21 protein-coding genes are annotated in these 22,775 nt (G+C 74.3%); 17 read left to right on the top strand and 4 right to left on the bottom strand.

Annotated elements, in window-relative coordinates:
• Positions 1 to 23 precede the first annotated feature (23 nt).
• Positions 24 to 584, top strand: a complete 561-nt coding sequence (hpt, locus tag KPL57_RS30700) for a hypoxanthine phosphoribosyltransferase (RefSeq protein ID WP_073576928.1) — start codon at positions 24 to 26, stop codon at positions 582 to 584.
• A gap of 7 nt (positions 585 to 591) precedes the next feature.
• Here hpt and KPL57_RS30695 read toward each other — a convergent pair whose 3' ends face one another.
• On the bottom strand, positions 592 to 1,602 hold the full coding sequence (locus tag KPL57_RS30695) for a S1 family peptidase (RefSeq protein WP_226354157.1): 1,011 nt from the start codon (positions 1,600 to 1,602) through the stop codon (positions 592 to 594).
• Between the two features lie 345 nt (positions 1,603 to 1,947).
• Between KPL57_RS30695 and ftsH the strand changes: the two genes are divergently transcribed.
• The 11 genes from ftsH (at position 1,948) to KPL57_RS30635 (ending at position 12,672) form a co-directional block, all read left to right on the top strand.
• The gene (ftsH, locus tag KPL57_RS30690; RefSeq protein WP_226354156.1) at positions 1,948 to 4,449 is read left to right on the top strand and encodes an ATP-dependent zinc metalloprotease FtsH; all 2,502 of its coding nucleotides are present in this window, start codon (positions 1,948 to 1,950) and stop codon (positions 4,447 to 4,449) included.
• 32 nt (positions 4,450 to 4,481) lie between these two features.
• On the top strand, positions 4,482 to 5,096 hold the full coding sequence (folE, locus tag KPL57_RS30685) for a GTP cyclohydrolase I FolE (RefSeq protein WP_226354155.1): 615 nt from the start codon (positions 4,482 to 4,484) through the stop codon (positions 5,094 to 5,096).
• A 49-nt stretch (positions 5,097 to 5,145) separates the two neighbouring features.
• Positions 5,146 to 5,976, top strand: a complete 831-nt coding sequence (gene folP / locus KPL57_RS30680; RefSeq protein WP_226356595.1) for a dihydropteroate synthase — start codon at positions 5,146 to 5,148, stop codon at positions 5,974 to 5,976.
• The gene (gene folB / locus KPL57_RS30675) at positions 5,973 to 6,338 is read left to right on the top strand and encodes a dihydroneopterin aldolase (protein ID WP_226354154.1); all 366 of its coding nucleotides are present in this window, start codon (positions 5,973 to 5,975) and stop codon (positions 6,336 to 6,338) included. Before folP ends, folB begins: the two co-directional genes overlap by 4 nt.
• Positions 6,335 to 6,850 (top strand): 2-amino-4-hydroxy-6-hydroxymethyldihydropteridine diphosphokinase, encoded by a 516-nt coding sequence (folK, locus tag KPL57_RS30670; RefSeq protein ID WP_226354153.1) that lies wholly within the window; start codon positions 6,335 to 6,337, stop codon positions 6,848 to 6,850. The genes folB and folK overlap by 4 nt, the downstream gene beginning before the upstream one ends.
• Positions 6,847 to 7,383 carry a DUF3180 domain-containing protein gene (locus tag KPL57_RS30665; RefSeq protein ID WP_226354152.1) on the top strand — a complete coding sequence of 179 codons (537 nt, stop codon included), beginning with the start codon at positions 6,847 to 6,849 and terminating at the stop codon, positions 7,381 to 7,383. Before folK ends, KPL57_RS30665 begins: the two co-directional genes overlap by 4 nt.
• 48 nt (positions 7,384 to 7,431) lie before the next feature.
• A complete protein-coding gene (locus KPL57_RS67535) occupies positions 7,432 to 9,321 on the top strand; it encodes a PrsW family glutamic-type intramembrane protease (RefSeq protein WP_264198688.1) in 1,890 nt (629 codons plus the stop codon).
• Between the two features lie 296 nt (positions 9,322 to 9,617).
• A complete protein-coding gene (locus tag KPL57_RS30650) occupies positions 9,618 to 10,541 on the top strand; it encodes a Rossmann-like and DUF2520 domain-containing protein (RefSeq protein ID WP_226354151.1) in 924 nt (307 codons plus the stop codon).
• The gene (gene panC, locus KPL57_RS30645; protein ID WP_226354150.1) at positions 10,538 to 11,425 is read left to right on the top strand and encodes a pantoate--beta-alanine ligase; all 888 of its coding nucleotides are present in this window, start codon (positions 10,538 to 10,540) and stop codon (positions 11,423 to 11,425) included. The genes KPL57_RS30650 and panC overlap by 4 nt, the downstream gene beginning before the upstream one ends.
• A gap of 22 nt (positions 11,426 to 11,447) precedes the next feature.
• A complete protein-coding gene (gene panD / locus KPL57_RS30640; protein ID WP_226354149.1) occupies positions 11,448 to 11,858 on the top strand; it encodes an aspartate 1-decarboxylase in 411 nt (136 codons plus the stop codon).
• Positions 11,859 to 11,868: 10 nt separating this feature from the next.
• Positions 11,869 to 12,672, top strand: coding sequence for a type III pantothenate kinase (locus tag KPL57_RS30635; protein ID WP_226354148.1), 804 nt, complete (start codon positions 11,869 to 11,871; stop codon positions 12,670 to 12,672).
• 58 nt (positions 12,673 to 12,730) lie between these two features.
• On the opposite strand, the gene KPL57_RS30630 is transcribed toward KPL57_RS30635, so the two are convergent.
• A complete protein-coding gene (locus KPL57_RS30630) occupies positions 12,731 to 13,489 on the bottom strand; it encodes a class I SAM-dependent methyltransferase (RefSeq protein ID WP_226354147.1) in 759 nt (252 codons plus the stop codon).
• 160 nt (positions 13,490 to 13,649) lie between these two features.
• Here KPL57_RS30630 and lysS point away from each other — a divergent pair, with 160 nt between their 5' ends.
• From lysS to KPL57_RS30610, 4 genes are all read left to right on the top strand, one after another.
• Positions 13,650 to 15,107, top strand: coding sequence for a lysine--tRNA ligase (gene lysS / locus KPL57_RS30625; protein WP_226356594.1), 1,458 nt, complete (start codon positions 13,650 to 13,652; stop codon positions 15,105 to 15,107).
• A 276-nt stretch (positions 15,108 to 15,383) separates the two neighbouring features.
• Positions 15,384 to 15,731 carry an Lsr2 family protein gene (locus KPL57_RS30620; RefSeq protein WP_073576759.1) on the top strand — a complete coding sequence of 116 codons (348 nt, stop codon included), beginning with the start codon at positions 15,384 to 15,386 and terminating at the stop codon, positions 15,729 to 15,731.
• A 79-nt stretch (positions 15,732 to 15,810) separates the two neighbouring features.
• Positions 15,811 to 16,638, top strand: a complete 828-nt coding sequence (locus KPL57_RS30615; RefSeq protein WP_226354146.1) for a siderophore-interacting protein — start codon at positions 15,811 to 15,813, stop codon at positions 16,636 to 16,638.
• A 230-nt stretch (positions 16,639 to 16,868) separates the two neighbouring features.
• The gene (locus KPL57_RS30610) at positions 16,869 to 19,412 is read left to right on the top strand and encodes an ATP-dependent Clp protease ATP-binding subunit (protein ID WP_226354145.1); all 2,544 of its coding nucleotides are present in this window, start codon (positions 16,869 to 16,871) and stop codon (positions 19,410 to 19,412) included.
• 71 nt (positions 19,413 to 19,483) lie between these two features.
• Here KPL57_RS30610 and KPL57_RS30605 read toward each other — a convergent pair whose 3' ends face one another.
• Entirely contained in the window at positions 19,484 to 20,170 is a 687-nt protein-coding gene (locus tag KPL57_RS30605; protein WP_226354144.1) for a nucleoside/nucleotide kinase family protein, read from the bottom strand.
• Between the two features lie 29 nt (positions 20,171 to 20,199).
• Between KPL57_RS30605 and KPL57_RS30600 the strand changes: the two genes are divergently transcribed.
• On the top strand, positions 20,200 to 21,234 hold the full coding sequence (locus KPL57_RS30600; protein WP_226354143.1) for a YihY/virulence factor BrkB family protein: 1,035 nt from the start codon (positions 20,200 to 20,202) through the stop codon (positions 21,232 to 21,234).
• A 4-nt stretch (positions 21,235 to 21,238) separates the two neighbouring features.
• Here the strand turns inward: KPL57_RS30600 and KPL57_RS30595 are convergent, their stop codons facing one another.
• Entirely contained in the window at positions 21,239 to 22,714 is a 1,476-nt protein-coding gene (locus tag KPL57_RS30595) for a helix-turn-helix domain-containing protein (RefSeq protein ID WP_226354142.1), read from the bottom strand.
• Positions 22,715 to 22,775: the final 61 nt, after the last annotated feature.

Genomic DNA, 22,775 nt, shown 5'->3' with positions numbered 1-22,775 from the left:
CACGGTCCGTGCGAGGGGGTCGGGTGTACGACGGGGACATCTCCTCGGTGCTGGTCACCGAGGAGCAGGTGCGCGAGAAGACCGCGGAGCTGGCGCAGCAGGTCGCCGGTGACTACGCCGACCTCGTGCGCGACGGCCGCGAGTCCGATCTCGTGCTGATCGGCGTCCTCAAGGGCGCCGTCATGTTCATGACCGACTTCGCCCGCGCGCTGCCCATCCCGGCCCAGCTGGAGTTCATGGCGGTCAGCTCCTACGGATCGTCGACCTCGTCGTCGGGCGTCGTGCGGATCCTCAAGGACCTCGACCGCGACATCGCCGGGCGGCACGTGCTGATCGTCGAGGACATCATCGACTCGGGGCTGACCCTGAACTGGCTGCTGGGCAACCTGCAGACCCGCTCGCCCGCGTCGCTGGAGGTCGTGACGCTGCTCCGCAAGCCGGACGCGGTGAAGGTCGACGTCCCGGTCCGCTACGTCGGCTTCGACATCCCGAACGAGTTCGTCGTCGGCTACGGCCTCGACTACGCCGAGCGCTACCGCGACCTGCCCTACATCGGCACGCTCGACCCGTCGGTCTACGCCTGAGCGCGGCTCAGCCGAGCCCGGGCCCGGCGGGTGTGGCCAGCGCCCGCGGGTCCACCCCGGCCGGGGCCGCGGTGAACGCGGGCCCGCCGGCGAGCGCCAGACCGGCCGGACCGTCGGTGCGGGCGGCGTAGTCCAGCGCCCTCGCCAGGTCGGTGTACTCGATGCTGGGCAGGTCGTCGGTGGTGGTGAGGCTGGACAGCACGCCGATCGCGCGGCCCTGCGCGTCGAGCAGCGGGCTGCCCGACTCCCCGGCGACGCCGTCCTGCACGGCGAACACCGTGTGCCCCCAGCCGCCACCGACCTCGGCGGCGGCCGCACCGGCGCGCACCCCGACCGTGCGGACGCCGCCGGCGCCGGGCGGGTTGGTGAGGCCGTAGACGGGGGTGCCGGCGGGCAGCGGCGCGGTGCGGACCGCGCCGGGACCGCCGAAGAACGGCACCGCGGCACCCACCGAGGGGCGGGCGCCCGCGGGCAGCTCGACGAGTGCGAGGTCGTTGTAGGCGCAGACGTCGGGGTCGCGCTCCCCGCGGGCCTGCATGGTGTTCCACGAGCTCCACGCCAGCGTCCCGGTGACCGTGCCGTCGCGGCCGTGCACCAGCACCGGGGTGCCCAGCGGCACCGCGTCGGAGGTGCAGCCGTCGGTCTCGGTCTCGTCGCCGGTGCCGCCGCAGTGGGCGGCCTGCCCGAGGAAGGTGCGCTCGCCCGCGGTGAACACGAACCCGGCCGTGCACAGGCCCGCGCCGGTGGTCTCGGTGACGGTCCCCGGCCCGATCGACCCCGGCCCCGCGACGACGGCCGGGTGCGGAACGAGGTCGCTCGCCTCGGCCCGGGCGGTGGTCGCCGGCGGCGCGGTCACGACCGGCGGCGTCGGTGCGGCGGCCGCGGGCGCCGGGATCACGGGCACGGCGACGGCCGTCCCCACCGGCACGGTGAACACCGCCAGTGCCGCCGCGGCGGCGAGACCGGCGGCGAGCACCGACACCGTCCGCCGGGGTCCGGCCACCGCGTGCAGCGCCATCCGATCGTCCCTCCCGACCCGCAGACCATCGCCGCTGGACCGGACGGAGCAGGGCGCCGCTGCCCTCCGCCGCCGTCCGGGTACCGAGCGTGCTGCACAGTTGTCCCACACCACGGTGTCGACGTGTGCGTCGGGACACCCCTGTGGGGGAACCGGGCAGGTCGCCGGTTCGTTCATGGATCGGCCGCCCGCTCACCGGGCGGTCCGGCCAGGTCCGTCCGGAGCACTCCACCCACCGTGGGGCTATCCTGGCGGGTCAGGGCCCTCCGGCGGGGCGGTACACCGTCCGCCGCCGCTGCCGAGAACCACTCCCGGGAAGGTGAAGGCCACCCAGGCCGACGTTGCATGGACCGCAAGCGCCTGCTCCGCAACCCGCTGATCTGGATCCTCGTCGCACTCCTGATCTATCTCGGGTTCAGCCAGCTGTTCGACGACACCCGCGGATACACCGAGGTCACGACGTCGGTCGCGCTCTCCCAGGTGCAGTCGGGGAACGTCAAGGACGCCCTCGTCGAGGACCGTGAGCAGCAGCTCCGCCTCACGCTGGACCGCCCGATCGAGGTCAACGGCAACGAGACCACCCAGATCCTCACCCAGTACCCGGCGCAGATCTCCGGTCAGATCTTCGACCAGGTCCGCCAGGTCCCCGGGATCGCCGAGTACGACACCGTCGTCCGCCAGGACTCCTTCCTCTCCACGCTGCTGATCACGATGATCCCGCTGGCGCTGGTCCTGATCCTGCTGTTCTGGTTCCTGAACAACGCCCAGGGCGGCGGGAACCGGGTCATGAGCTTCGGCAAGTCCAAGGCCAAGCAGCTGAACAAGGACATGCCGAAGAACACGTTCGCGGACGTGGCGGGCGCCGACGAGGCGGTCGAGGAGCTCTACGAGATCAAGGACTTCCTGCAGAACCCGGGCCGCTACCAGGCCCTGGGCGCGAAGATCCCCAAGGGCGTGCTGCTCTACGGCCCGCCCGGCACCGGCAAGACGCTGCTGGCCCGTGCGGTCGCCGGCGAGGCGGGCGTGCCGTTCTACACGATCTCCGGGTCCGACTTCGTCGAGATGTTCGTCGGTGTCGGTGCCTCCCGGGTGCGCGACCTGTTCGAGCAGGCCAAGCAGAACGCGCCCTGCATCATCTTCGTCGACGAGATCGACGCGGTCGGCCGCCAGCGCGGCGCCGGCCTCGGCGGCGGGCACGACGAGCGCGAGCAGACCCTGAACCAGCTGCTCGTCGAGATGGACGGCTTCGACGCCCGCGGCGGCATCATCCTGATCGCCGCGACGAACCGGCCGGACATCCTGGACCCGGCGCTGCTGCGCCCGGGCCGGTTCGACCGGCAGATCCCGGTCGGCGCCCCCGACCTGGCGGGCCGTCGCGCGATCCTGAGCGTGCACTCCAAGGGCAAGCCCTTCGCCGACGACGTCGACCTCGAGTCGCTGGCCAAGCGCACCGTGGGCATGTCCGGTGCCGACCTCGCCAACGTGATCAACGAGGCCGCGCTGCTGACCGCCCGCGAGCACGGGACGCTGATCAACGGCGCCGCGCTGGAGGAGTCGGTCGACCGCGTCGTCGGCGGCCCCCGGCGCAAGTCGAAGATCGTCTCCGAGCGCGAGAAGAAGATCACCGCGTACCACGAGGGCGGGCACGCGCTGGCCGCGTGGGCGATGCCGGACCTGGAGCCGGTCTACAAGCTCACGATCCTGCCGCGCGGGCGCACCGGCGGGCACGCGCTCGTCGTCCCGGAGGACGACAAGGGCCTCATGACCCGCGCCGAGATGATCGCGCGGCTGGTCTTCGCGATGGGTGGGCGTTCGGCCGAGGAGCTCGTCTTCCACGAGCCCACGACCGGCGCGTCCTCCGACATCGACCAGGCCACCAAGATCGCCCGCGCGATGGTCACCGAGTACGGCATGAGCGCCAAGCTCGGCGCCGTCCGCTACGGCCGCGAGCAGGGCGACCCGTTCCTCGGCCGCTCGATGGGCAACCAGGCCGACTACTCGCTCGAGGTCGCCCACGAGATCGACGAGGAGGTGCGCAAGCTCATCGAGGCCGCGCACACCGAGGCGTGGGAGATCCTCAACACCTACCGCGACGTGCTCGACGACCTGGTGCTGGAGCTCCTGGACAAGGAGACCCTGAACCGCAAGGACCTCGAGCGGATCTTCGGGTCGGTGGAGAAGCGGCCGCGGATCACCGCGTTCGACGACTTCGGCGTGCGCACGCCGTCGGAGAAGCCGCCGATCAAGACCCGGCGCGAGCTGGCGCACGAGCGCGGTGAGGTCCTGCCGCCCGAGGAGGACGAGCGCACCCCGGCCGAGGTCGGCTCGGGCTCCGCGAACGGCTACGGCGACGCGCCCGGCACCCCCGGCGCCTCCCCGTTCCCGGCGGGCGGCTCGGTCCCGAGCCGCCCGGACGCCCCGAACGACGGCGGCTACGGCCCCGGTGACGGCGGCCCGGGCCACGGCGGCGGCAACGGCGGCAACGGGAACGGCTACGGCGCGCCCGGCAACGGGCACGGCGCCCCGGCCCACGGCTACGGCCGGGCCGGGTCCTACGGCGGACCGGGGCAGCCCCCGCCGCCGGCCGTCGCCCCGAACTACGGCGCCCCGCCGGACTGGCGGCCCGCGACGACCCCGCAGGGGCAGAGCTGGCCGCCGCCGAACTGGGCGCAGCCGCCGCAGCAGGGTGGGCCGCAGGGCCCCGCCCAGGGTGGTCCGTGGCCCGGTCCCGGACCGGGCGACGGCGGCAACGGCAACGGCGCGCACGGCAACGGCGCGCCGGGTGGTGCGAACGACCCCGGCGCCGGCGAGCAACGGCGCGGACACGACCCGGAGGCAGGACACTGAGCACGTCGACGACGGACGGACGCTCCGGACCGGTGGAGTCCGCCGCGGTGGCGGCCGGGGTGACCCAGGCCGTACCCGGCGGGGTCGACCTGGACCGTGCGGAGCGCGCCGTCCGCGAGCTGCTGATCGCGGTCGGGGAGGACCCGGACCGCGAGGGCCTCAAGGAGACCCCGGCCCGGGTCGCGCGCGCCTACGGCGAGATCTTCGCCGGGCTGTTCGTCGACCCGGACACGGTGCTGGAGAAGACCTTCGACGAGGGCCACGGCGAGCTCGTGCTGGTCAAGGACATCCCGATGTTCTCCACCTGCGAGCACCACCTCGTGCCCTTCCACGGGGTGGCCCACGTCGGCTACATCCCGGCCGTCGACGGCCAGGTCACCGGGCTGTCCAAGCTGGCCCGGGTGGTCGACCTGTACGCCAAGCGCCCGCAGGTCCAGGAGCGGCTGACCGCGCAGATCGCCGACGCCCTGGTGCGCAAGCTGAACCCGCGCGCGGTGATCGTCGTGCTGGAGGCCGAGCACCTGTGCATGGCCATGCGCGGCATCCGCAAGCCGGGGTCGCGCACCACCACCTCGGCGGTGCGCGGGCTGTTCAAGAGCTCGGCGACCTCCCGCGCGGAGGCGCTCTCGCTGATCAGGGGGCGCTGACGTGGTCGCCCCCGGCGGGGCGTTGCCGGAGCTCGGCCGCTGCGCGGTCATGGGGATCCTGAACGTCACCCCCGACTCGTTCTCCGACGGCGGCCGCTACGTCGACCGGTCGCACGCCGTCGCGCACGGCGTCGCGATGCGCGACGCCGGGGCCGACCTCGTCGACGTCGGCGGGGAGTCGACCCGGCCCGGCGCGCAGCGGATCGACGCCGCGACCGAGCGGGACCGCGTCCTGCCGGTGGTGCGCGAGCTCGTCGCCGCGGGCGTGCGGGTCAGCGTCGACACGACCCGGTCCGAGGTCGCGCAGGCCTGTGTCGAGGCCGGTGCGGCGATGGTCAACGACGTCTCCGGCGGCCTGGCCGACCCGCGGATGGCCGCGGTCGTCGCCGAGGCGCGGACGCCCTGGGTGATCATGCACTGGCGCGGGCACAGCGCCGGCATGCAGCAGCTCGCGGGCTACGAGGACGTGATCGGCGAGGTCCGGTCCGAGCTCGTCGCCCGGGTCGACCACGCCGTGATGGCCGGGGTCGACCCCGGCCGCATCGTGCTCGACCCCGGTCTCGGGTTCGCCAAGAACGCCTCGCACAACTGGGCGCTGCTGCGCCGGCTCGACGTGTTCGTCGACCTGGGCTTCCCGGTGCTGGTCGGGGCCTCGCGCAAGCGGTTCCTCGGTGAGCTGCTGGCCTCGGCCGAGGGCGAGCCGCGCACCCCGCCGGGCCGCGACATCGCGACCGCCGCGGTCAGCGCGCTCGCCGCCAACGCGGGCGCCTGGGGCGTGCGGGTGCACGACGTCGAGTCCACGATGGACGCCATCGCGGTCGCCGCCGCCTGCCGGCTCGGCGCCTCGCGCGCCCGCACCCCGCGGGAGACCGGGCGGTGAGCGACCGGATCGAGCTACGGGGTCTGCGGGTCCGCGGGAACCACGGCGTGTTCGACCACGAGCGCCGCGACGGCCAGGAGTTCGTCGTCGACCTGGTGGTGCACGCCGACCTCGCGCCCGCCGCCGCCTCGGACGACCTGGCCGACACGCTGCACTACGGCGAGCTCGCCGAGCTGGCCGCGAGCATCGTCGGCGGTCCGGCCCGGGACCTCATCGAGGCCGTCGCCGGGGAGATCGCGCAGGCCGTGCTGGACTCCGACGCCCGGGTCGCCGCCGTCGAGGTGACGCTGCACAAGCCGTCGGCGCCGATCCCGCTGACCTTCGACGACGTCGCGGTCGTCCTGACCCGGAGCCGGGCGTGACCCGCGCGGTCCTGTCCCTCGGCTCCAACCTGGGCGACCGGGCCGCGCACATGCGCACGGTCGTCGCGGACCTGGGGGCGGCCGTCGTGGCGGTGTCGCCGGTGTTCGAGACGGCGCCGTGGGGTGTGACCGACCAGCCGGACTTCCTCAACGCGGTGCTGGTCGCGGACGACCCGGCGCTCGACGCGTGGGGCTGGCTGCGCCGTGGGCAGGCCCTCGAGGACGCCTCGGGCCGGGTCCGCGAGCAGCGGTGGGGGCCGCGCACACTCGACGTCGACGTCGTGCAGGTGACCGACGACGGCGCCCCGGTCACCTCGGAGGACCCGGAGCTGCTCCTGCCGCACCCGGGCACCCCCGACCGGGCCACCGTGCTGCTGCCGTGGCTGCTCGCCGAGCCCGGCGCCGTCCTGCACGGGCACGGGCCGGTCGCCGACCTGCTGGACCGGCTCGGCCCGGACGGCCGTGCCGGTGTGCACCGCCGTGACGACGTCGTCCTGCGGGATCCGGCATGACCGCGCCCGGACCGGGCGGACGGCGCCCCGGCCGCGGCCCGGACGACGACCCGCGCCCGACGGTGCGCCCCACCCGGGTCCGCGACGTCGCCGCGATCGCCGTGGTCGCGGCCCTGCTCGGTAACATTCTCGTCCAGCTGACCTACGGGTCGCTGCCGACGCTGCCGGTCGCCGCGGCGGTGGTCGTCGCGGTCCTCGCCGCCGCCGAGGCCGCGGGCGGGGTCGTGCTGCGGCGCCGGATCGAGCGCCGGAACGGGGCCGTCCCGGTACCGCCGCTCGTCGCGGCCCGGGCGGTGCTGCTCGCCAAGGCCTCCGCGGTCGGCGGCGCGGTGGTCGCCGGGCTGTGGGTGGGCGTGCTGATGCACACCCTGCCACGGGCCGCGGTCGTGGTGGCCGCGTTCCGGGACAGCGTCGTCGCCGGGGTCGGCGTGGTCAGCGCGCTGCTGCTGGTCGGCGCCGCGTTCTGGCTGGAGTACTGCTGCCGGTCCCCCGACGACCCGGACGACACCGACGGTGGGATCCGCGCGGGCTGAGGCGCGTCCCCCCGCGCGGACCGGGCCGGTTCTCTACGCTGGACGGTCATGACGTCCCCGACGCTCGGCCGCCCGTACGCCCCGGTGCCGGCGCCGTCCGCCAAGCGACGGGGCGTGCTGCTGCCGGTCGTGGGCCTGGTGGTGCTGGCCCTGCTCGCGGTGATCACGATCGGGGTGCTGCAACGCGCGATCGGGACGCCGGGGGTGATCGTCGGGACCCTGGCCGCGCTGCTGCCGGTCGTGCCGGTGGTGGCGGCGTTCCTCTGGGTGGACCGCTGGGAGCCCGAGCCGCCGCGGATGCTGATGGGCGCGTTCCTCTGGGGCGCCGGGTTCGCCGCGCTGGTCGCCCTGCTGATCAACACGAGCGCCTCGGCGGTGCTCGACGCGGCCGCCGGGCGCGGCGCGGGCGACCTGTTCGGCCCGGTCGTGGTCGCCCCGGTCGTCGAGGAGTTCACCAAGGGCCTGTTCCTGGTCGGGCTGCTGGTGTTCCGGCGCCGCGAGTTCGACGGGATCGTCGACGGCGTCGTCTACGCCGGGATCGTCGCGGCCGGGTTCGCGTTCAGCGAGAACATCCTCTACCTGGGCCGCGCGGTGTCCGAGCCGGAGTCGGCGGGCGTGCTCGCGACGCTGTTCGTCCGCGGCGTCGCCTCGCCGTTCGCGCACCCGCTGTTCACCTGCATGATCGGCATCGCCGCCGGGATCGCGGTGACCAGCCGCAGCATCGGGGTGAGGGTGCTGGCGATGATCGCCGGCTACGTCGCCGCGGTGGTGCTGCACGCGCTGTGGAACGGCGCGTCGGTGCTGGCCGCGACGCCCGGCGGCTTCTTCCAGATCTACCTGTTCGTGATGGTCCCGATCTTCGTCGGGCTGATCCTGCTCGTGGTGTTCGCCCGTCGCCGCGAGGCGCGGATCGTGGCCGCGCAGCTGCCCGGCTTCGCCGCCGCGGGCTGGATCGCGCCGAGCGAGGTGACGCTGCTGGCCCGGCTGTCCCGGCGGAAGGGCTGGCGCACGCTGGTGCGGCGCCGCTCCGGCCCGGCCGCGGCGAAGGCCGTCGCCGAGTACCAGTCCGCGGTCACCGAGCTGGCGTTCATGCGGAACCGGATCGCGCGCGGCGCGGTGCGGGAGAGCGCCCACGCCCTGCACGACGAGAAGCTGGCCGCGGTGCTGCGGGCCCGCGCCGTCGCCGTCGGGGTGCCGGAGGCGCTGGTCGCGGCCTGGGCGCGGAAGCGTCCGTCGGGCTGGGAACCGCCGCCCCCGGCCGCGCCGGACGGCAGCTTCTCCGGCCAGTTCCGCATCCCGACCTTCCCCGACGGCGGCGGCGCCTCCTCCTCCGCGGGGCCCGCCGTGCCGCCGCTCCCGCCCGGCCCGGACACACTCATGACCGCGGCGCCCTGGGGGCGCCCCGAGGGACCGCGGGCCGCTCCGTGGTCGGGCGCGCCGCGGACCCCCACCCCGCCCGCCCCGTACACCCCGGGACCGCCCGGCGGCAGCGCCCGTCCCGCCATCCCGCGGGGTCCGGGGGCGGCCGATCCCGAGGCCCGCTCCGACGGCCCGGGCGTGCCCGGCCGTCCGCAGGAGCCGGCCCGACGTCCCGGCCACCCGGGTGCCGGGCCCGGTCCGGTCCCCGGCGGCCGGGGAGCGGGCTCGCCGTCACCCGGACACCAGCAGCCCGGACACCAGCAGCCCGGCCACCAGCAGCCCGGTTCCCCGGTGTCCGGTCCGGCACCGTCCGCCTCGCCGGCGCCGGGCCCCGCGGTCCCCGGCGCCGCCGGACCCGCCCCGGGGGGAGGCGACGAGCACCTCACCCGTGCCGTCCGCCGCCCGGAACCACCCGCCGCCGAGCACCGGGGCCGCCACCACGACAACCCGTCCGACCCCGGCCCGACCCGTCCGATGCTCCGCCCCGACGACGACCCGGACCGTCCCGCCGCCCGGTGACCCGGGCCGATCCGGAGCCGATCCGGGGCCGATCCGGGCGCCGGGGACCGCCCGCCCGCCCCCACCCCGTCCCATGATCACCGGTTGTGGAGCGGAGCGTTCGCGAGGCGGGCGCTGAACTCCACAACCGTCGATCACCGACGGGGCCGGGGTGAGGCCGGTCTCAGGAGCACGCCCCGCCACCCGGCGCCCGTCTACCCTCGCGTCCGGCGCGCGGCCACCGGAGGTCGCGCCACCCGCGGATTGCCCGACCGGTACCCCACCAGGACCGGAACGGGAGGAAACGGATTCTCGTGATGGACTCTGCGATCGATGGCGGTCGCCCCGCGCGGCTCGCGGTCGGGGTGGTCTCGGCCGGTCGGGTCGGTGCGGTGCTGGGCGCCGCGCTCGCCCGCGCGGGCCACCACGTCGTCGCCGCCTCCGGGGTCTCGCAGGCCTCGGTGCGCCGGGCGGAGACCCTGCTCCCCGACGTCCCCCTGCTCCCGCCGGACGAGGTCTGCTCGCGCGCCGACCTGGTCCTGCTCGCCGTCCCCGACGACGTGCTGCCCGGCCTGGTCCGCGGCCTCGCCGCCGCCGGATGCTTCCGCCCGGGCCAGATCGCCGTCCACACGGCGGGGTCGCGCGGCGTCGCGGTGCTGGACCCGGCGACGGAGCGGGGTGTGCTGCCGCTGGCGCTGCACCCGGCGATGACGGTGACCGGCCGCCCCGAGGACGTCGACCGGCTCGCCGCCTGCTGCATCGGCGTCACCGCCCCCGGCGACCCGGAGCACGGCGACCCGCGCGACGCCGTCGGCTGGAGCGTCGCCGAGGCACTCGTGCTGGAGATGTCGGCCGAGCCCGTCCGCATCCCCGAGGCGATGCGCCCGCTCTACCACGCCGCGCTCGCCCACGGCGCCAACCACCTGACCACCCTGGTCGGGGACTGCGTGCAGCTGCTGGAGACCGCGGGCATCCGGCCCGCGGAGCGGCTCGTCGCGCCGCTGCTGTCGGCCGCGCTGGACAACGCGCTGCGCCACGGCGACCGCGCGCTGACCGGACCGGTCGCCCGCGGCGACGCCGGCACCGTCCGGACCCACCTGGAGCACATCGCCGACGCCGACGCCGACCTGGCCGCCGTCTACCGAGCGCTGGCCGGGCGCACCGCCCACCGCGCCGCCGCCGCCGGGCTCCTCGGCCCCGACGGCGTCCGCGACATCGAGACCGCACTGGAGGAGAAGTGAGCACCCCCGGCTCCACCCGGAACGGCTACGGCACCGGCCGGCTGACCGTGCACGCCGACCCGGCGAAGCTCGCCGCGGTCACCCGCGCGCTGCGCGGCGCGGGCCGCAAGGTCGTCCTCATCCCCACGATGGGCGCCCTGCACGAGGGCCACCGCGAGCTGATCCGGCACGCGAAGCGGATCCCCGGCGCCGTCGTCCCGGTCGTGTCGATCTTCGTGAACCCGCTGCAGTTCGGCGCGGGCGAGGACCTCGACCGCTACCCGCGCCCGATCGAGGCCGACCTCGACGCCTGCCGCGACGAGGGCGTCGAGCTGGTGTTCACCCCGCAGGTCGAGCACATGTACCCGCCGGGCTCGCAGACCCGCGTCACCGCCGGGCCGCTCGGCGACGAGCTGGAGGGCGCCTCCCGGAAGGGGCACTTCGACGGCGTCCTGACCGTCGTGTCGAAGCTGTTCCACATCGTCGGCCCGGACGTCGCGCTGTTCGGCGAGAAGGACTACCAGCAGCTGACGCTGATCCGCCGGATGGTGCGCGACCTGGACTTCCCGACCCGGGTCGTCGGCGTCCCGACCGTCCGCGAGGACGACGGCCTGGCCCTGTCCTCGCGCAACGTCTACCTCGAGCCCGGGCAGCGCCGCGCCGCCGCCGTGCTGTCGCGCGCGCTCGCCGCCGGTGCCGCGGTGTCGGTCCGCGGGCACGACGCCGTGCTGGACGCCGCCCGCGCCGAGCTGGCGACCGAGCCGGAGGTCGACGTCGACTACCTCGAGCTGCGCGACACCGACCTCGGACCGGCCCCCGCCCCGGGCGCCGGGGACGGCCGCCTGCTCGTCGCCGCCCGGGTCGGCGCCACCCGCCTGATCGACAACGCCCCCATCGCGTTCTGACCGCGTCCCGAGGAGAACCGCCGTGAACCGCACGATGATGAAGTCCAAGATCCACCGCGCCACCGTGACGCAGGCCGACCTGCACTACGTCGGCTCGGTCACCGTCGACGCCGACCTCATGGCGGCCGCCGACCTGCTCGAGGGCGAGCAGGTCAGCATCGTCGACATCACCAACGGTGCCCGCCTGGAGACCTACGTGATCACCGGCGAGCCCGGCTCCGGGGTGATCGGCATCAACGGCGCCGCCGCGCACCTGGTGCACCCCGGTGACCTGGTCATCCTGATCTCCTACGGCTCCTACGACGAGGCCGAGCTGCGCGACTACACCCCGCGCGTCGTCTTCGTCGACGCCGACAACCGGATCGCCGACCTGGGCGCCGACCCCGGGCACGCCCCGGCGGGTTCGGGCCTGCTGACCAGCGCGGCCCGCTGAGGACGACACGGTGCTGCTCTGCATCGACGTCGGGAACACCCACGTCTCGCTGGGGCTCTACCCCGACACCGGGACGGGTGCGGAGGCGCTCGACCCGGAGCCGGAGCGGCGCTGGCGGCTGCGCACCGACACCTCCGCGACCGCCGACGAGCTGGACCTGACCGTCACCGGGATGCTCGGCGCACACTTCCCCGAGGTCACCGCGGTCGCCGCGCTGTCCACGGTGCCCGGGCCGTCGCGGGAGCTGCGCACGCTGCTCTCGCGCTGGTCGGACCGGATGCGGACGCTCGTCGTCGGGCCGGGGGTGCGGACGGGCGTGCCGCTGCTGGTGGACCACCCGCGCGAGGTGGGCGCGGACCGGGTCGTGAACTCGCTCGCCGCGCACCACCTGTTCGGCACCACCTGCATCTGCGTCGACCTCGGGACCTGCACGAACATCGACGTCGTCACCGCGAAGGGCGAGTTCCTCGGCGGGGCACTGGCCCCGGGCATCGACATCGCGATGCAGGCGCTGGCCGAGCGGGCGTCGTCGCTGCGGCCGGTGGACCTGGTCGAGCCGCGCTCGGTGATCGGCCGGACGACGGTCGAGGCCGTCCAGGCCGGGGTGCTCTACGGCGCCGCCGGGCAGGTCGACGGGCTGGTCCGCCGGATCCTCGCCGAGCTGGGCCCGGACGCGCTGCCGGTCACCGTGATCGTCACCGGTGGGCTCGCGGAGCTGGTGTACGGCCGCGCGGACACGGTCACCCACCACGTCCCCGACCTGACGCTGCACGGGCTGCGGCTGACCCACCTGCGCCACCACCGGCCCCGCTGACCGGCCCCGCGGACCGGCTGCGCAGACCGGCTCTGCCGAACGCGCCCGCCGGCCGGGCTCAGAGCCTGCGGGACCGCCGCACGATCGTGCGCATCGGCATGGTGAAGCGGCCGTCGGCGTCGGCGACCCGCCCGGTCAGGAACTCCCGGGCGGCGGCGAACACCGCGTCCCGGTCCTGCTGGGTGCTCAGCAGCGCCCAGGAGTGCGTGGCGATGTCGGCGAGGTGCTCGTCGACGGTGGTCGGGCGGCCCCAGGTGACGCGGTCCTCCGCGTCGTCGACGAACCAGGGGGAGCCCGGATGCGGCGTCGCGTTGCCGCCACCGGCCGGGTTGTCGGGCACCCGCCGCCCGCGCACGGTGAGCTCGCCGAACTCGCGGATCCAGGCGACGTCGTCGTCCCCGCCGTTCCACAGCCCGGCCAGCACCCCGCCGGGCCGCAGCACCCGCGCCATCTCCGGGGCGGCCCGGTCGAGGTCGAACCAGTGCAGCGCCTGGCCCACCAGCACGGCGTCGACGTGGCCGTCGGGCAGCGGGATGCGTTCCGCGGATCCAGTCCGGGCCTCGACGCCGGGGGAGCGCTCGCGCAGCACCGCGAGCATCGCCGGGTCCGGCTCCACCGCGACGACGTCGAGCCCGCGCGCGGTCAGGACGCGGGTCAGCTTCCCGGTCCCCGCGCCCAGGTCGAGCACGCGGGGCCGTTCCGGGGTCCCGGCCAGCGCCGCGTCGACGGCGGCGTCGGGGTAGGCGGGGCGGTGGTCGTCGTAGGCGCGGGCGACGGCGCCGAACGTGCGGCCGCGGTCCACCTCGTCGTCGGGCACCTCCGCACGGTAGGCCGTTGTCCGACCGCCGCGCGAGGCCTCGGCGCGGGGGTGGGGGGGTGACGACGGGCGCCCCCGGATACCGCCGATAGCCTGACCTGCCGTGAACACTCCCGGCACACCGTCCGACCCGGCGACCGAGGCCGACCTCCCCGAGCAGATGCGGGTCCGCCGGGCCAAGCGCGCGGAGCTGATCGCCGCGGGCACCGACCCGTACCCCGTCGAGGTCCCCCGCACGCACTCGCTGCGCCAGGTCCGCGACGCCCACCCGGACCTGCCCGCGGACACCGCGACGGGCGAGACCGTCGCCGTCGCCGGCCGGGTGATCTTCGTGCGGAACACCGGCAAGCTGTGCTTCGCGACGCTGCGCGAGGGCGACGGCACCGAGCTGCAGGCCATGCTCTCGCTCGACCGGGTCGGGGCCGAGGCGCTGGCCGGCTGGAAGGCCGTCGTCGACATGGGTGACTTCGTCGCGGTGCGCGGTGAGGTCATCACCTCGCGACGGGGCGAGCTCTCGGTGATGGTCGACGAGTGGACGGTCGCCGCGAAGTCGGTCCGGCCGCTGCCGACCGCGCACAAGGAGCTCTCCGAGGAGAACCGGGTCCGGCAGCGCTACGTCGACCTCATCCTGCGCCCGCAGGCCCGCGAGACCGTGCGCGCGCGGTCCACCGTGCTGCGGACCGTCCGCGAGTCGCTCACCGGCCGCGACTTCATCGAGGTCGAGACGCCGATGCTGCAGAACCTGCACGGCGGTGCCACCGCGCGTCCGTTCGTGACGCACGCGAACGCACTCGACTCCGATCTGTATCTGCGGATCGCACCGGAGCTGTTCCTGAAGCGTTGCGTGGTCGGTGGTATCGAGCGCGTCTTCGAGCTGAACCGGGTGTTCCGGAACGAGGGCATCGACTCCACGCATTCCCCGGAGTTCGCGATGCTGGAGGCCTACCAGGCCTACGCGACCTACGACGACATGGCGGTCCTGACCCGGGAGCTGATCCAGTCCTCGGCGCAGGCGCTGTTCGGTTCCACCACGGTGCGCCACCACGACGGCACCGAGCACGATCTCGGTGGCGAGTGGCGATCGGTGACCATCTACGGATCGGTGTCCGAGGCCGTCGGGCAGGACGTGACGCCGGACACGGAACTGTCGGAACTGCAGCGGATCGCGCACACCCACGACGTCGACATCACCGATTATCCGACGGCCGCACAGATCGTGCTCGAGTTGTTCGAGAAGCTGGTCGAGCACACCCTGCACGAGCCGACCTTCGTGCGCGACTTCCCGGTCGAGGTGCGGCCGCTGACCCGCGCGCACCGCGACGACCCGCGGCTGTCGGAGTCCTGGGACCTCATCGTCTTCGGCGTGGAGCTGGCCACGGCCTACTCCGAGCTGGTGGACCCGGTCGAGCAGCGGGAACGCCTGCACGCCCAGTCGCTCAAGGCCGCGGCGGGCGACCCGGAGGCCATGCAGCTCGACGAGGACTTCCTGCGCGCCATGGAGTACGGCATGCCGCCCACCGGTGGGATGGGAATGGGTATCGACCGTCTCCTGATGACGCTGACCGGCCTCGGAATCCGCGAGACGATCCTGTTCCCGCTGGTCCGCGGCGAGTCCTGAACCGGTTCCGAACGCACATCCGACGACGTCCCCGGCCGCGAAGAGCGACCGGGGACGTCGTGTTTGTCGGACCCGTACGAGTGGTGTCGAACTCGTTTCGCCGTATTCTTCGTACCCAGGTCGACGCCACGAACATTTCTCGGATACTCTCTGATTCGAGTCGGAACCGGTACCCGGTGGCCTCATATTGCGTCCTGCTATTGCATCGCGCAGTCGCCGACGTCCGCCCCGGTCCCTCATCATGAACGTGTTCGGCCATTCAGGGAGGCTGCGGAGATGGCGCAGATCAAGGAAGTCCGGCTCGTCGACGATCTGACCGGCGACGCGGCGGACGAGACGATCGAGTTCGGTCTCGACGGACGCAACTACGAGATCGACCTGTCCGACGGGAATGCGAAGAAGCTGCGCGACGTGCTCGCCGACTACGTCGCGGCCGCCCGTCGCGCCGGTGGCGCGGCCCGCCGGCGCAGCAGCGGTTCGTCTGGCGGGGCGGCCCGCCGCCCGTCGGTCGACCGCGAGCAGAACCAGGCGATCCGCGAGTGGGCCCGCAACCGCGGGATGAAGGTCTCGGACCGCGGCCGCATCCCGGCCGAGGTGCTCGAGGCCTACCACCAGGAGAACTAAGGTCTGCCTTACCCAGCGGTGCGGGGGAGGGGTACCGTCGCGACGGCCCCTTCCCCTCTCGTCGTTGGGAGGCAGCCTGATGGCCCGCCCCGTCACCGATCTCCGGGTGCTCCGCACCGAACGCCTGAGCCCGCACATGGTGCGCGTCGTCGCCGGTGGCGACGGCCTGGCGGCGTTCCCCGTCACGGAGCACACCGACCGCTACGTCAAGATCCTCTTCCCGCTCCCCGGCGTCGAGTACCCCGAGCCGCTGGACATGGACCGGGTGCACGCCGAGCTGCCGCGCGACCGGTGGCCCGCCCAGCGGACCTACACCGTCCGCTCGCTCGACCACGCCGCGGGCGAGCTCGTCATCGACTTCGTCCACCACGGCGACACCGGCCTCGCCGGCCCGTGGGCGGCCGCCGCCCGCCCGGGCGACCGGCTGCGGATGCTCGGCCCGGGCGGCGCCTACGCCCCCGACCCGGACGCCGACTGGCACCTGCTCGTCGGCGACGAGGCCGCGCTGCCCGCGATCTGCGCCGCGCTCGAGCGGATCCCGGCCGGGCGGCCGGCCGTCGCCGTCCTGCAGGTGGACGGTCCCGGCGACGAGATCGACGTGCCCGCGGGCCCCGGGGTGGACGTGCGGTGGCTGTACCGCACCGACGCCGGGGGCGACCCGGACTCGGAGCAGCTGGCCGCCGTCGTCGCGGATCTGGAGTTCCTCCCCGGGCGCGTGCACGCCTTCGTGCACGGTGAGGCGATCGCCGTGCGCGAACTCCGCAGGCACCTCACCCGCGAGCGCGGCGTCGCCAAGGACGACCTGTCGATCTCCGGGTACTGGCGCCGCGGGCGTGACGAGGAGGGGTTCCGGCAGTTCAAGGCGGCCGAGCGGGAACGCGAGGAGGCCGCCGCCACGACCGGCTGACGTCTGCCGGGAACACGGCAGGTGTCACCCGTGTTACTGCGGGCACGTACCCCGGTGCACGTCAGGTGGAGGCGCCGGGGCCCCTTCGACCGATACAGTGGTATGAGGTCTCCCGTGAGGGTGGCCTGGCGCGGTGTCACGCGAGGGCGCAGTGTCGGTTCGGGCGAGCCCGGACCGTACGGAGATGCTGGTCGCGCCGTCAGTGAGGCGCAGCAGGCAAGGAGTGCGAATTGTTCGAGAGGTTCACCGACCGAGCGCGACGTGTTGTCGTCCTGGCCCAGGAAGAGGCCCGGATGCTCAACCACAACTACATCGGGACCGAGCACATCCTCCTTGGCCTGATCCACGAGGGAGAGGGCGTCGCCGCGAAGGCGCTCGAGTCCCTCGGTATCGCTCTGGAGGGCGTGCGACAGCAGGTCGAGGAGATCATCGGCCAGGGGCAGCAGGCCCCGTCCGGGCACATCCCCTTCACCCCCCGGGCGAAGAAGGTGCTGGAGCTGTCGCTGCGCGAGGCGCTGCAGCTCGGCCACAACTACATCGGGACCGAGCACATCCTGCTCGGGCTCATCCGCGAGGGCGAGGGCGTCGCGGCCCAGGTGCTGGTCAAGCTGGGCGCCGACCTCAACCGTGTCCGTCAGCAGGTGCTCCAGCTGCTGTCCGGCTACCAGGGCAAGGAGCCGCAGGAGAGCGGCACCGGTGGCCGTGGCGAGGGCACCCCGTCCTCGTCGCTGGTGCTGGACCAGTTCGGTCGCAACCTCACCCAGCAGGCCCGTGAGGGCAAGCTGGACCCGGTCATCGGCCGGGAGAAGGAGATCGAGCGGATCATGCAGGTCCTCTCGCGGAGGACCAAGAACAACCCGGTGCTGATCGGTGAGGCCGGCGTCGGCAAGACCGCCGCCGTCGAGGGCCTCGGCCAGGCGATCGTCAAGGGCGAGGTCCCGGAGACGCTGAAGGACAAGCAGCTCTACACCCTCGACCTGGGCTCGCTGGTCGCCGGTTCCCGCTACCGCGGTGACTTCGAGGAGCGCCTCAAGAAGGTGCTCAAGGAGATCCGCACCCGCGGCGACATCATCCTGTTCATCGACGAGATCCACACCCTGGTGGGTGCGGGTGCCGCCGAGGGCGCGATCGACGCCGCCTCGATCCTCAAGCCGATGCTGGCCCGCGGCGAGCTGCAGACCATCGGTGCGACGACGCTCGACGAGTACCGCAAGTACGTCGAGAAGGACCCCGCGCTGGAGCGCCGCTTCCAGCCGATCCAGGTGTCCGAGCCGTCGGTCGAGCACACGATCGAGATCCTGCGTGGTCTGCGTGACCGGTACGAGGCGCACCACCGCGTCACGATCACCGACGACGCACTGGCCTCGGCCGCGACGCTGGCCGACCGCTACATCAACGACCGCTTCCTGCCGGACAAGGCGATCGACCTGATCGACGAGGCCGGCGCCCGGATGCGCATCCGCCGAATGACGGCTCCGCCGGACCTGCGGGAGTTCGACGAGAAGATCGCGAACGTCCGCCGGGACAAGGAGTCGGCGATCGACGCGCAGGACTTCGAGCGGGCCGCGCACCTGCGCGACCAGGAGAAGACCCTGCTCGGCGAGAAGGCCGAGCGCGAGAAGCAGTGGAAGTCGGGCGACCTCGACGTCGTCGCGGAGGTCGACGGCGAGCAGATCGCCGAGGTGCTGGGGAACTGGACCGGCATCCCGGTGTTCAAGCTGACCGAGGAGGAGACGACCCGTCTGCTCAAGATGGAGGACGAGGTCCACAAGCGGATCATCGGCCAGGAGGACGCCGTCCGCTCCGTCTCGCAGGCGATCCGTCGTACCCGCGCCGGTCTGAAGGACCCGAAGCGCCCGTCCGGCTCGTTCATCTTCGCCGGCCCGTCCGGTGTCGGTAAGACCGAGCTGTCCAAGGCGCTCGCGAACTTCCTGTTCGGCGAGGACGACGCCCTCATCCAGATCGACATGGGTGAGTTCCACGACCGCTACACCGCCTCGCGGCTGTTCGGTGCCCCTCCCGGGTACGTCGGCTACGAGGAGGGCGGCCAGCTCACCGAGAAGGTGCGGCGCAAGCCGTTCTCGGTGGTGCTGTTCGACGAGATCGAGAAGGCGCACCAGGAGATCTACAACACGCTCCTGCAGGTGCTCGAGGACGGCCGTCTCACCGACGGTCAGGGCCGCACGGTCGACTTCAAGAACACCGTGCTGATCTTCACCTCGAACCTGGGCACCCAGGACATCTCGAAGGCCGTGGGGCTGGGCTTCTCCTCCGGCGGCGACGAGAAGTCGAACTACGAGCGGATGAAGACGAAGGTCAACGACGAGCTGAAGAAGCACTTCAGGCCGGAGTTCCTCAACCGCATCGACGACATCATCGTCTTCCACCAGCTCAACCAGGAACAGATCATCCAGATGGTCGACCTGATGATCGGGCGGGTGGAGAAGCAGCTGGCGAACAAGGACATGGGCATCGAGCTCACCGACTCCGCCAAGAAGCTGCTGGCCCACCGCGGGTTCGACCCGGTCCTGGGCGCCCGGCCGCTGCGCCGGACGATCCAGCGGGAGATCGAGGACCAGCTGTCGGAGAAGATCCTGTTCGGCGAGATCGAGGCCGGGCAGATCGTCATCGTCGACGTCGAGGGCCTCGACACCTCCGCGGAGGAGGGCTCCAACGCCTGGTCGGACAAGGCCAAGTTCACCTTCCGTGGTGAGCGCAAGCCGTCCGAGCCGGTGCCGGACTCCCCGCCCACCGCGCTGGCCGGCGAGGAGTGAGACAGACCCACGCATGACGACGGCGGGCCGTCCCGGGAACTCCCGGGGCGGCCCGCCGTCGTGTGCGGGTCCTACGCCGAGGGCAGCGCGACGACCAGGTCGGCCCGGTCCCGCGACGCCTCGACGAGCCGGGCGTTCGGCTCGTCGGTCCGTTCCACCCAGGCCCGGGCGGCCTCCGGTGTCTTGCCGAAGTGCACGTGCCGCGCGACCAGGCGTTCCAGCCGGAGCGCCTCGTCGGTCTCGTGGAACCAGACGGCGTCGAACCCGGCCCGCACCGCCCGCCAGCCGGGGGTGTCGAGGAGCAGGTAGTTGCCCTCGCTGACCACGAGCCGGCACTCCGGGTGCACCGGGACCGACCCGGCGACGGGTTGCTCGATCTCGCGGTCGAACGCCGGGGCGTACACCGGGCCCGCGCCGTCGTCGGGGGTGAGTCGCAGCCGGGCGAGCAGCGCGGCGTAGCCGTCGGCGTCGAAGGTGTCCGGGGCGCCCTTGCGGTGACGGCGGCCCAGCCGGTCCAGCTCGACGTCGGCGAGGTGGAAGCCGTCCATCGGGACGTGGGTGACCCAGCCGGGGCCGTGCCCGTCCGGGGGCGTGGCGGCGAGCGCCCGGACCAGGGCCAGCGCGACGGTCGTCTTCCCGGCCCCGGGGGCGCCCGCGATGCCGAGCACCGCCCGTCGTCGTCCGGCGGCGAGCGCCCGCGCGCGCTCCACCAGCTCGTCGAAGCGGTCGGTCCGGGCCGGGGTGTCCACGAGCGTCATTCTCGCCCGCCTGCGGCTAGGTTCTGCGCATGAGCTCGGTGCGCCCGGTCCCCGAGACCCGGCTGATGACCGGCGAGGAGCTCTCCGCCGACGACGCCGCCCACACGCTGCGCCGCTACGGCCTCGGGCACCTGCTGTCCGCGGGCTTCCTGCGCTTCCGCTACGGCGACGGCTTCTCCCACGCCCGCGCGTTCGGCCTGCAGCTGGCGCTCGCCGCCGTCCCGCTGATCATCGCCGGGGTCGGGCTGTCCGCCGCGGCGGGCGCCGAGGGGGCCTCGGAGGTCGTCGCCCGCACGGTGCTGGCGCTGTCCCCCGGGACCAGCGACGAGCTGGTCGCCGACGCCGTCCGCGGTGCCGGGGCGGGGGAGGCCGACCCGGACGACCCCGGTGAGCCCGCCGAGCGCGACGACACCCCCACCGGCGAGCGCGGCGAGCTGGTCCTCGCACTCGGCCTGCTCACCGCGTTCGCCGCGGCGACCTCGGCGTTCGCGCAGCTGGAGCGGGGCGCGAACCGGATCTACGGCACCGAGCGGGACCGGCCCGCGCTCGCCAAGTACGCGCGTGCCGCGGCGCTCACCGCCACCGCGGGCGTCGCGATGGCGGCCGGGCTGCTGCTGATCGTGGCGGGGGAGCCGTTCGGGGACGCGGTGCGCGAGGTGTACCGGTGGGGTGCGGTCGCCGAGACGGTGTGGGACGTCGTGCGCTGGCCGGTCGGGCTGGCGCTGCTCGTCGTCGCGGTGACGGTGCTGCTGCGGTTCGCGCCGCGCCGCCGCCAGCCGGGACTGTCCTGGCTGGGGGCCGGGGCCGCGGGCACGGTGCTGCTGTGGCTGGTCGCGTCCGGGCTGCTGGGCCTCTACGTCGCCGTCGCGGACACCTTCGGTGAGACCTACGGCCCGCTGACGGCGGTGATGGCCCTGCTGATCTGGGCGAACATCACCGGGATCGCGTTGCTGGCCGGGGTGGCGCTGTCCGCGCAGCTGGAGGCGGTGCGCGCCGGTGAGGAGGACCCGCGGCTGCCCGACTCCGACGACGACGGCATCCCCGACCACACCGACCCGGACTGAGCGCTCAGCCGAGCTCGTCGCGCCGCGGGTCCGACGACGGCAGCAGCGCCCGCAGCCGGTGGCGCAGCTCCTCGTCGTCGGTGCCGTCGCCCCGGCCGGCCCGGACGAGGGTCCACAGCGCGTCCGGGTCGTCGGCCCGCAGCAGCGCCGACCGGACGGCGACGGCGAGCTGCTCGCGGGCCCGGCGGATCTCCGGTGCGTCCGAGGTCGGCAGCAGCGGCCCGCGGGCGGCCTCGGCCGCGGCGTCGCGGATCCGGCCCTCCCGCAGCGCCGCGCGCAGCCGCAGGAAGTCGGCGTCGACCTCGGCGACGAGCCGGTAGGGCTGGGTGCGCACGGTGTCCTCGCCGACGGCGCGGCGCAGCCGGTGCACCTCGGCGCGCACGGTGATGGCGCGGCCGCCGTCGCCGTAGAGGGCGGCGGCGAGCTGGTCGGCGGTCAGTCCCTCCGGGTGCAGCGCCAGCAGCGCGAGGACCTCGGCGTGCCGCAGGCCCAGGCGCACCGGGCGCCCGTCCCGGCGGGCGACGACGGGGGTGCGCGCCCCGAGCAGCGGCAGCGTCAGGGCCGTCCGGACGGGTCCGCCCGCGGGCAGCCGCAGCAGCCAGCCCTCGCCGAGCGGCTCCAGCACCCCCGCGACGGGCCCGCCGCCCAGCGGCACCCCGCCGACCGCGACGCCGTCGACGACGACCCGGTCCCCGCCGTCGGGCAGGGCGATCCGCTCCGGGAACTCGCTGCCCGGCGACGCGGCCAGCACCCGCCCGTGCGCGGACAGCAGCGCGCCCGGGGTGCCGCCGAGCCGGGTCAGGTGCGGCCAGTACTCCTCGCGCAGCCGCCGGTCGTGGGCCTCGGCGATGGCCAGCAGCCGGTGCTCGGCCAGCCGCGCGGCCGCGGTGACCAGCGCCAGCGTCGTCGGGTGGAAGCTCTCCTCCGGCCCGGTGACGTCGACGGTGCCCACCACCCGTCCGGTCGCCGGGTCGCGCACCGGGGCGGCTGCGCAGGTCCACGGGTGGTAGGCGCTGACCAGGTGCTCGGCGGAGTGGATGCGGACCGGGGCGGCGCCGGCCAGCGCGGTGCCCATCGCGTTGGTCCCGACGGCGTCCTCGCTCCACCGGGTGCCCTCCACGAGGTCGACCCGCTCGGCCCGGGTCAGCACCGCGCGGGCGCCCTCGCGCCACAGGATCCGCCCCTGCTCGTCGGTCACGATCATCATGTGCCGGGCCTGCTCGGCGGCGTCGGTGAGCGTGTCGCGCAGCACCGGCAGCACGGACGCGAGGGGGTGCGCCGCCCGCCGGTCGGTGAGCTCGGCGCGGTCGTAGTCGTGCGGAGGGCGGGAGCGTTCCGGGTCGACCGCCGCGGCCAGCGAGCGGGCCCAGGAGGCGCGGACCTCGGGCCGGACCCCGGCGCCGCGCGCACCGGGGGAGCCGCCGAGCACGGCGTCGCGCGCCCGCTCGTACACCCGGCGATCCGCGTGCTGCGCTGCCACGTCCTCACCTTACGGTCAGCTTTGCCTTACCTGAATCGAATCCGCGTCATCGGTACTCACC

It is taken from the genome of Pseudonocardia sp. ICBG601, from assembly GCF_020496245.1.
This window is presented reverse-complemented; position numbering and strand designations above follow the sequence as displayed.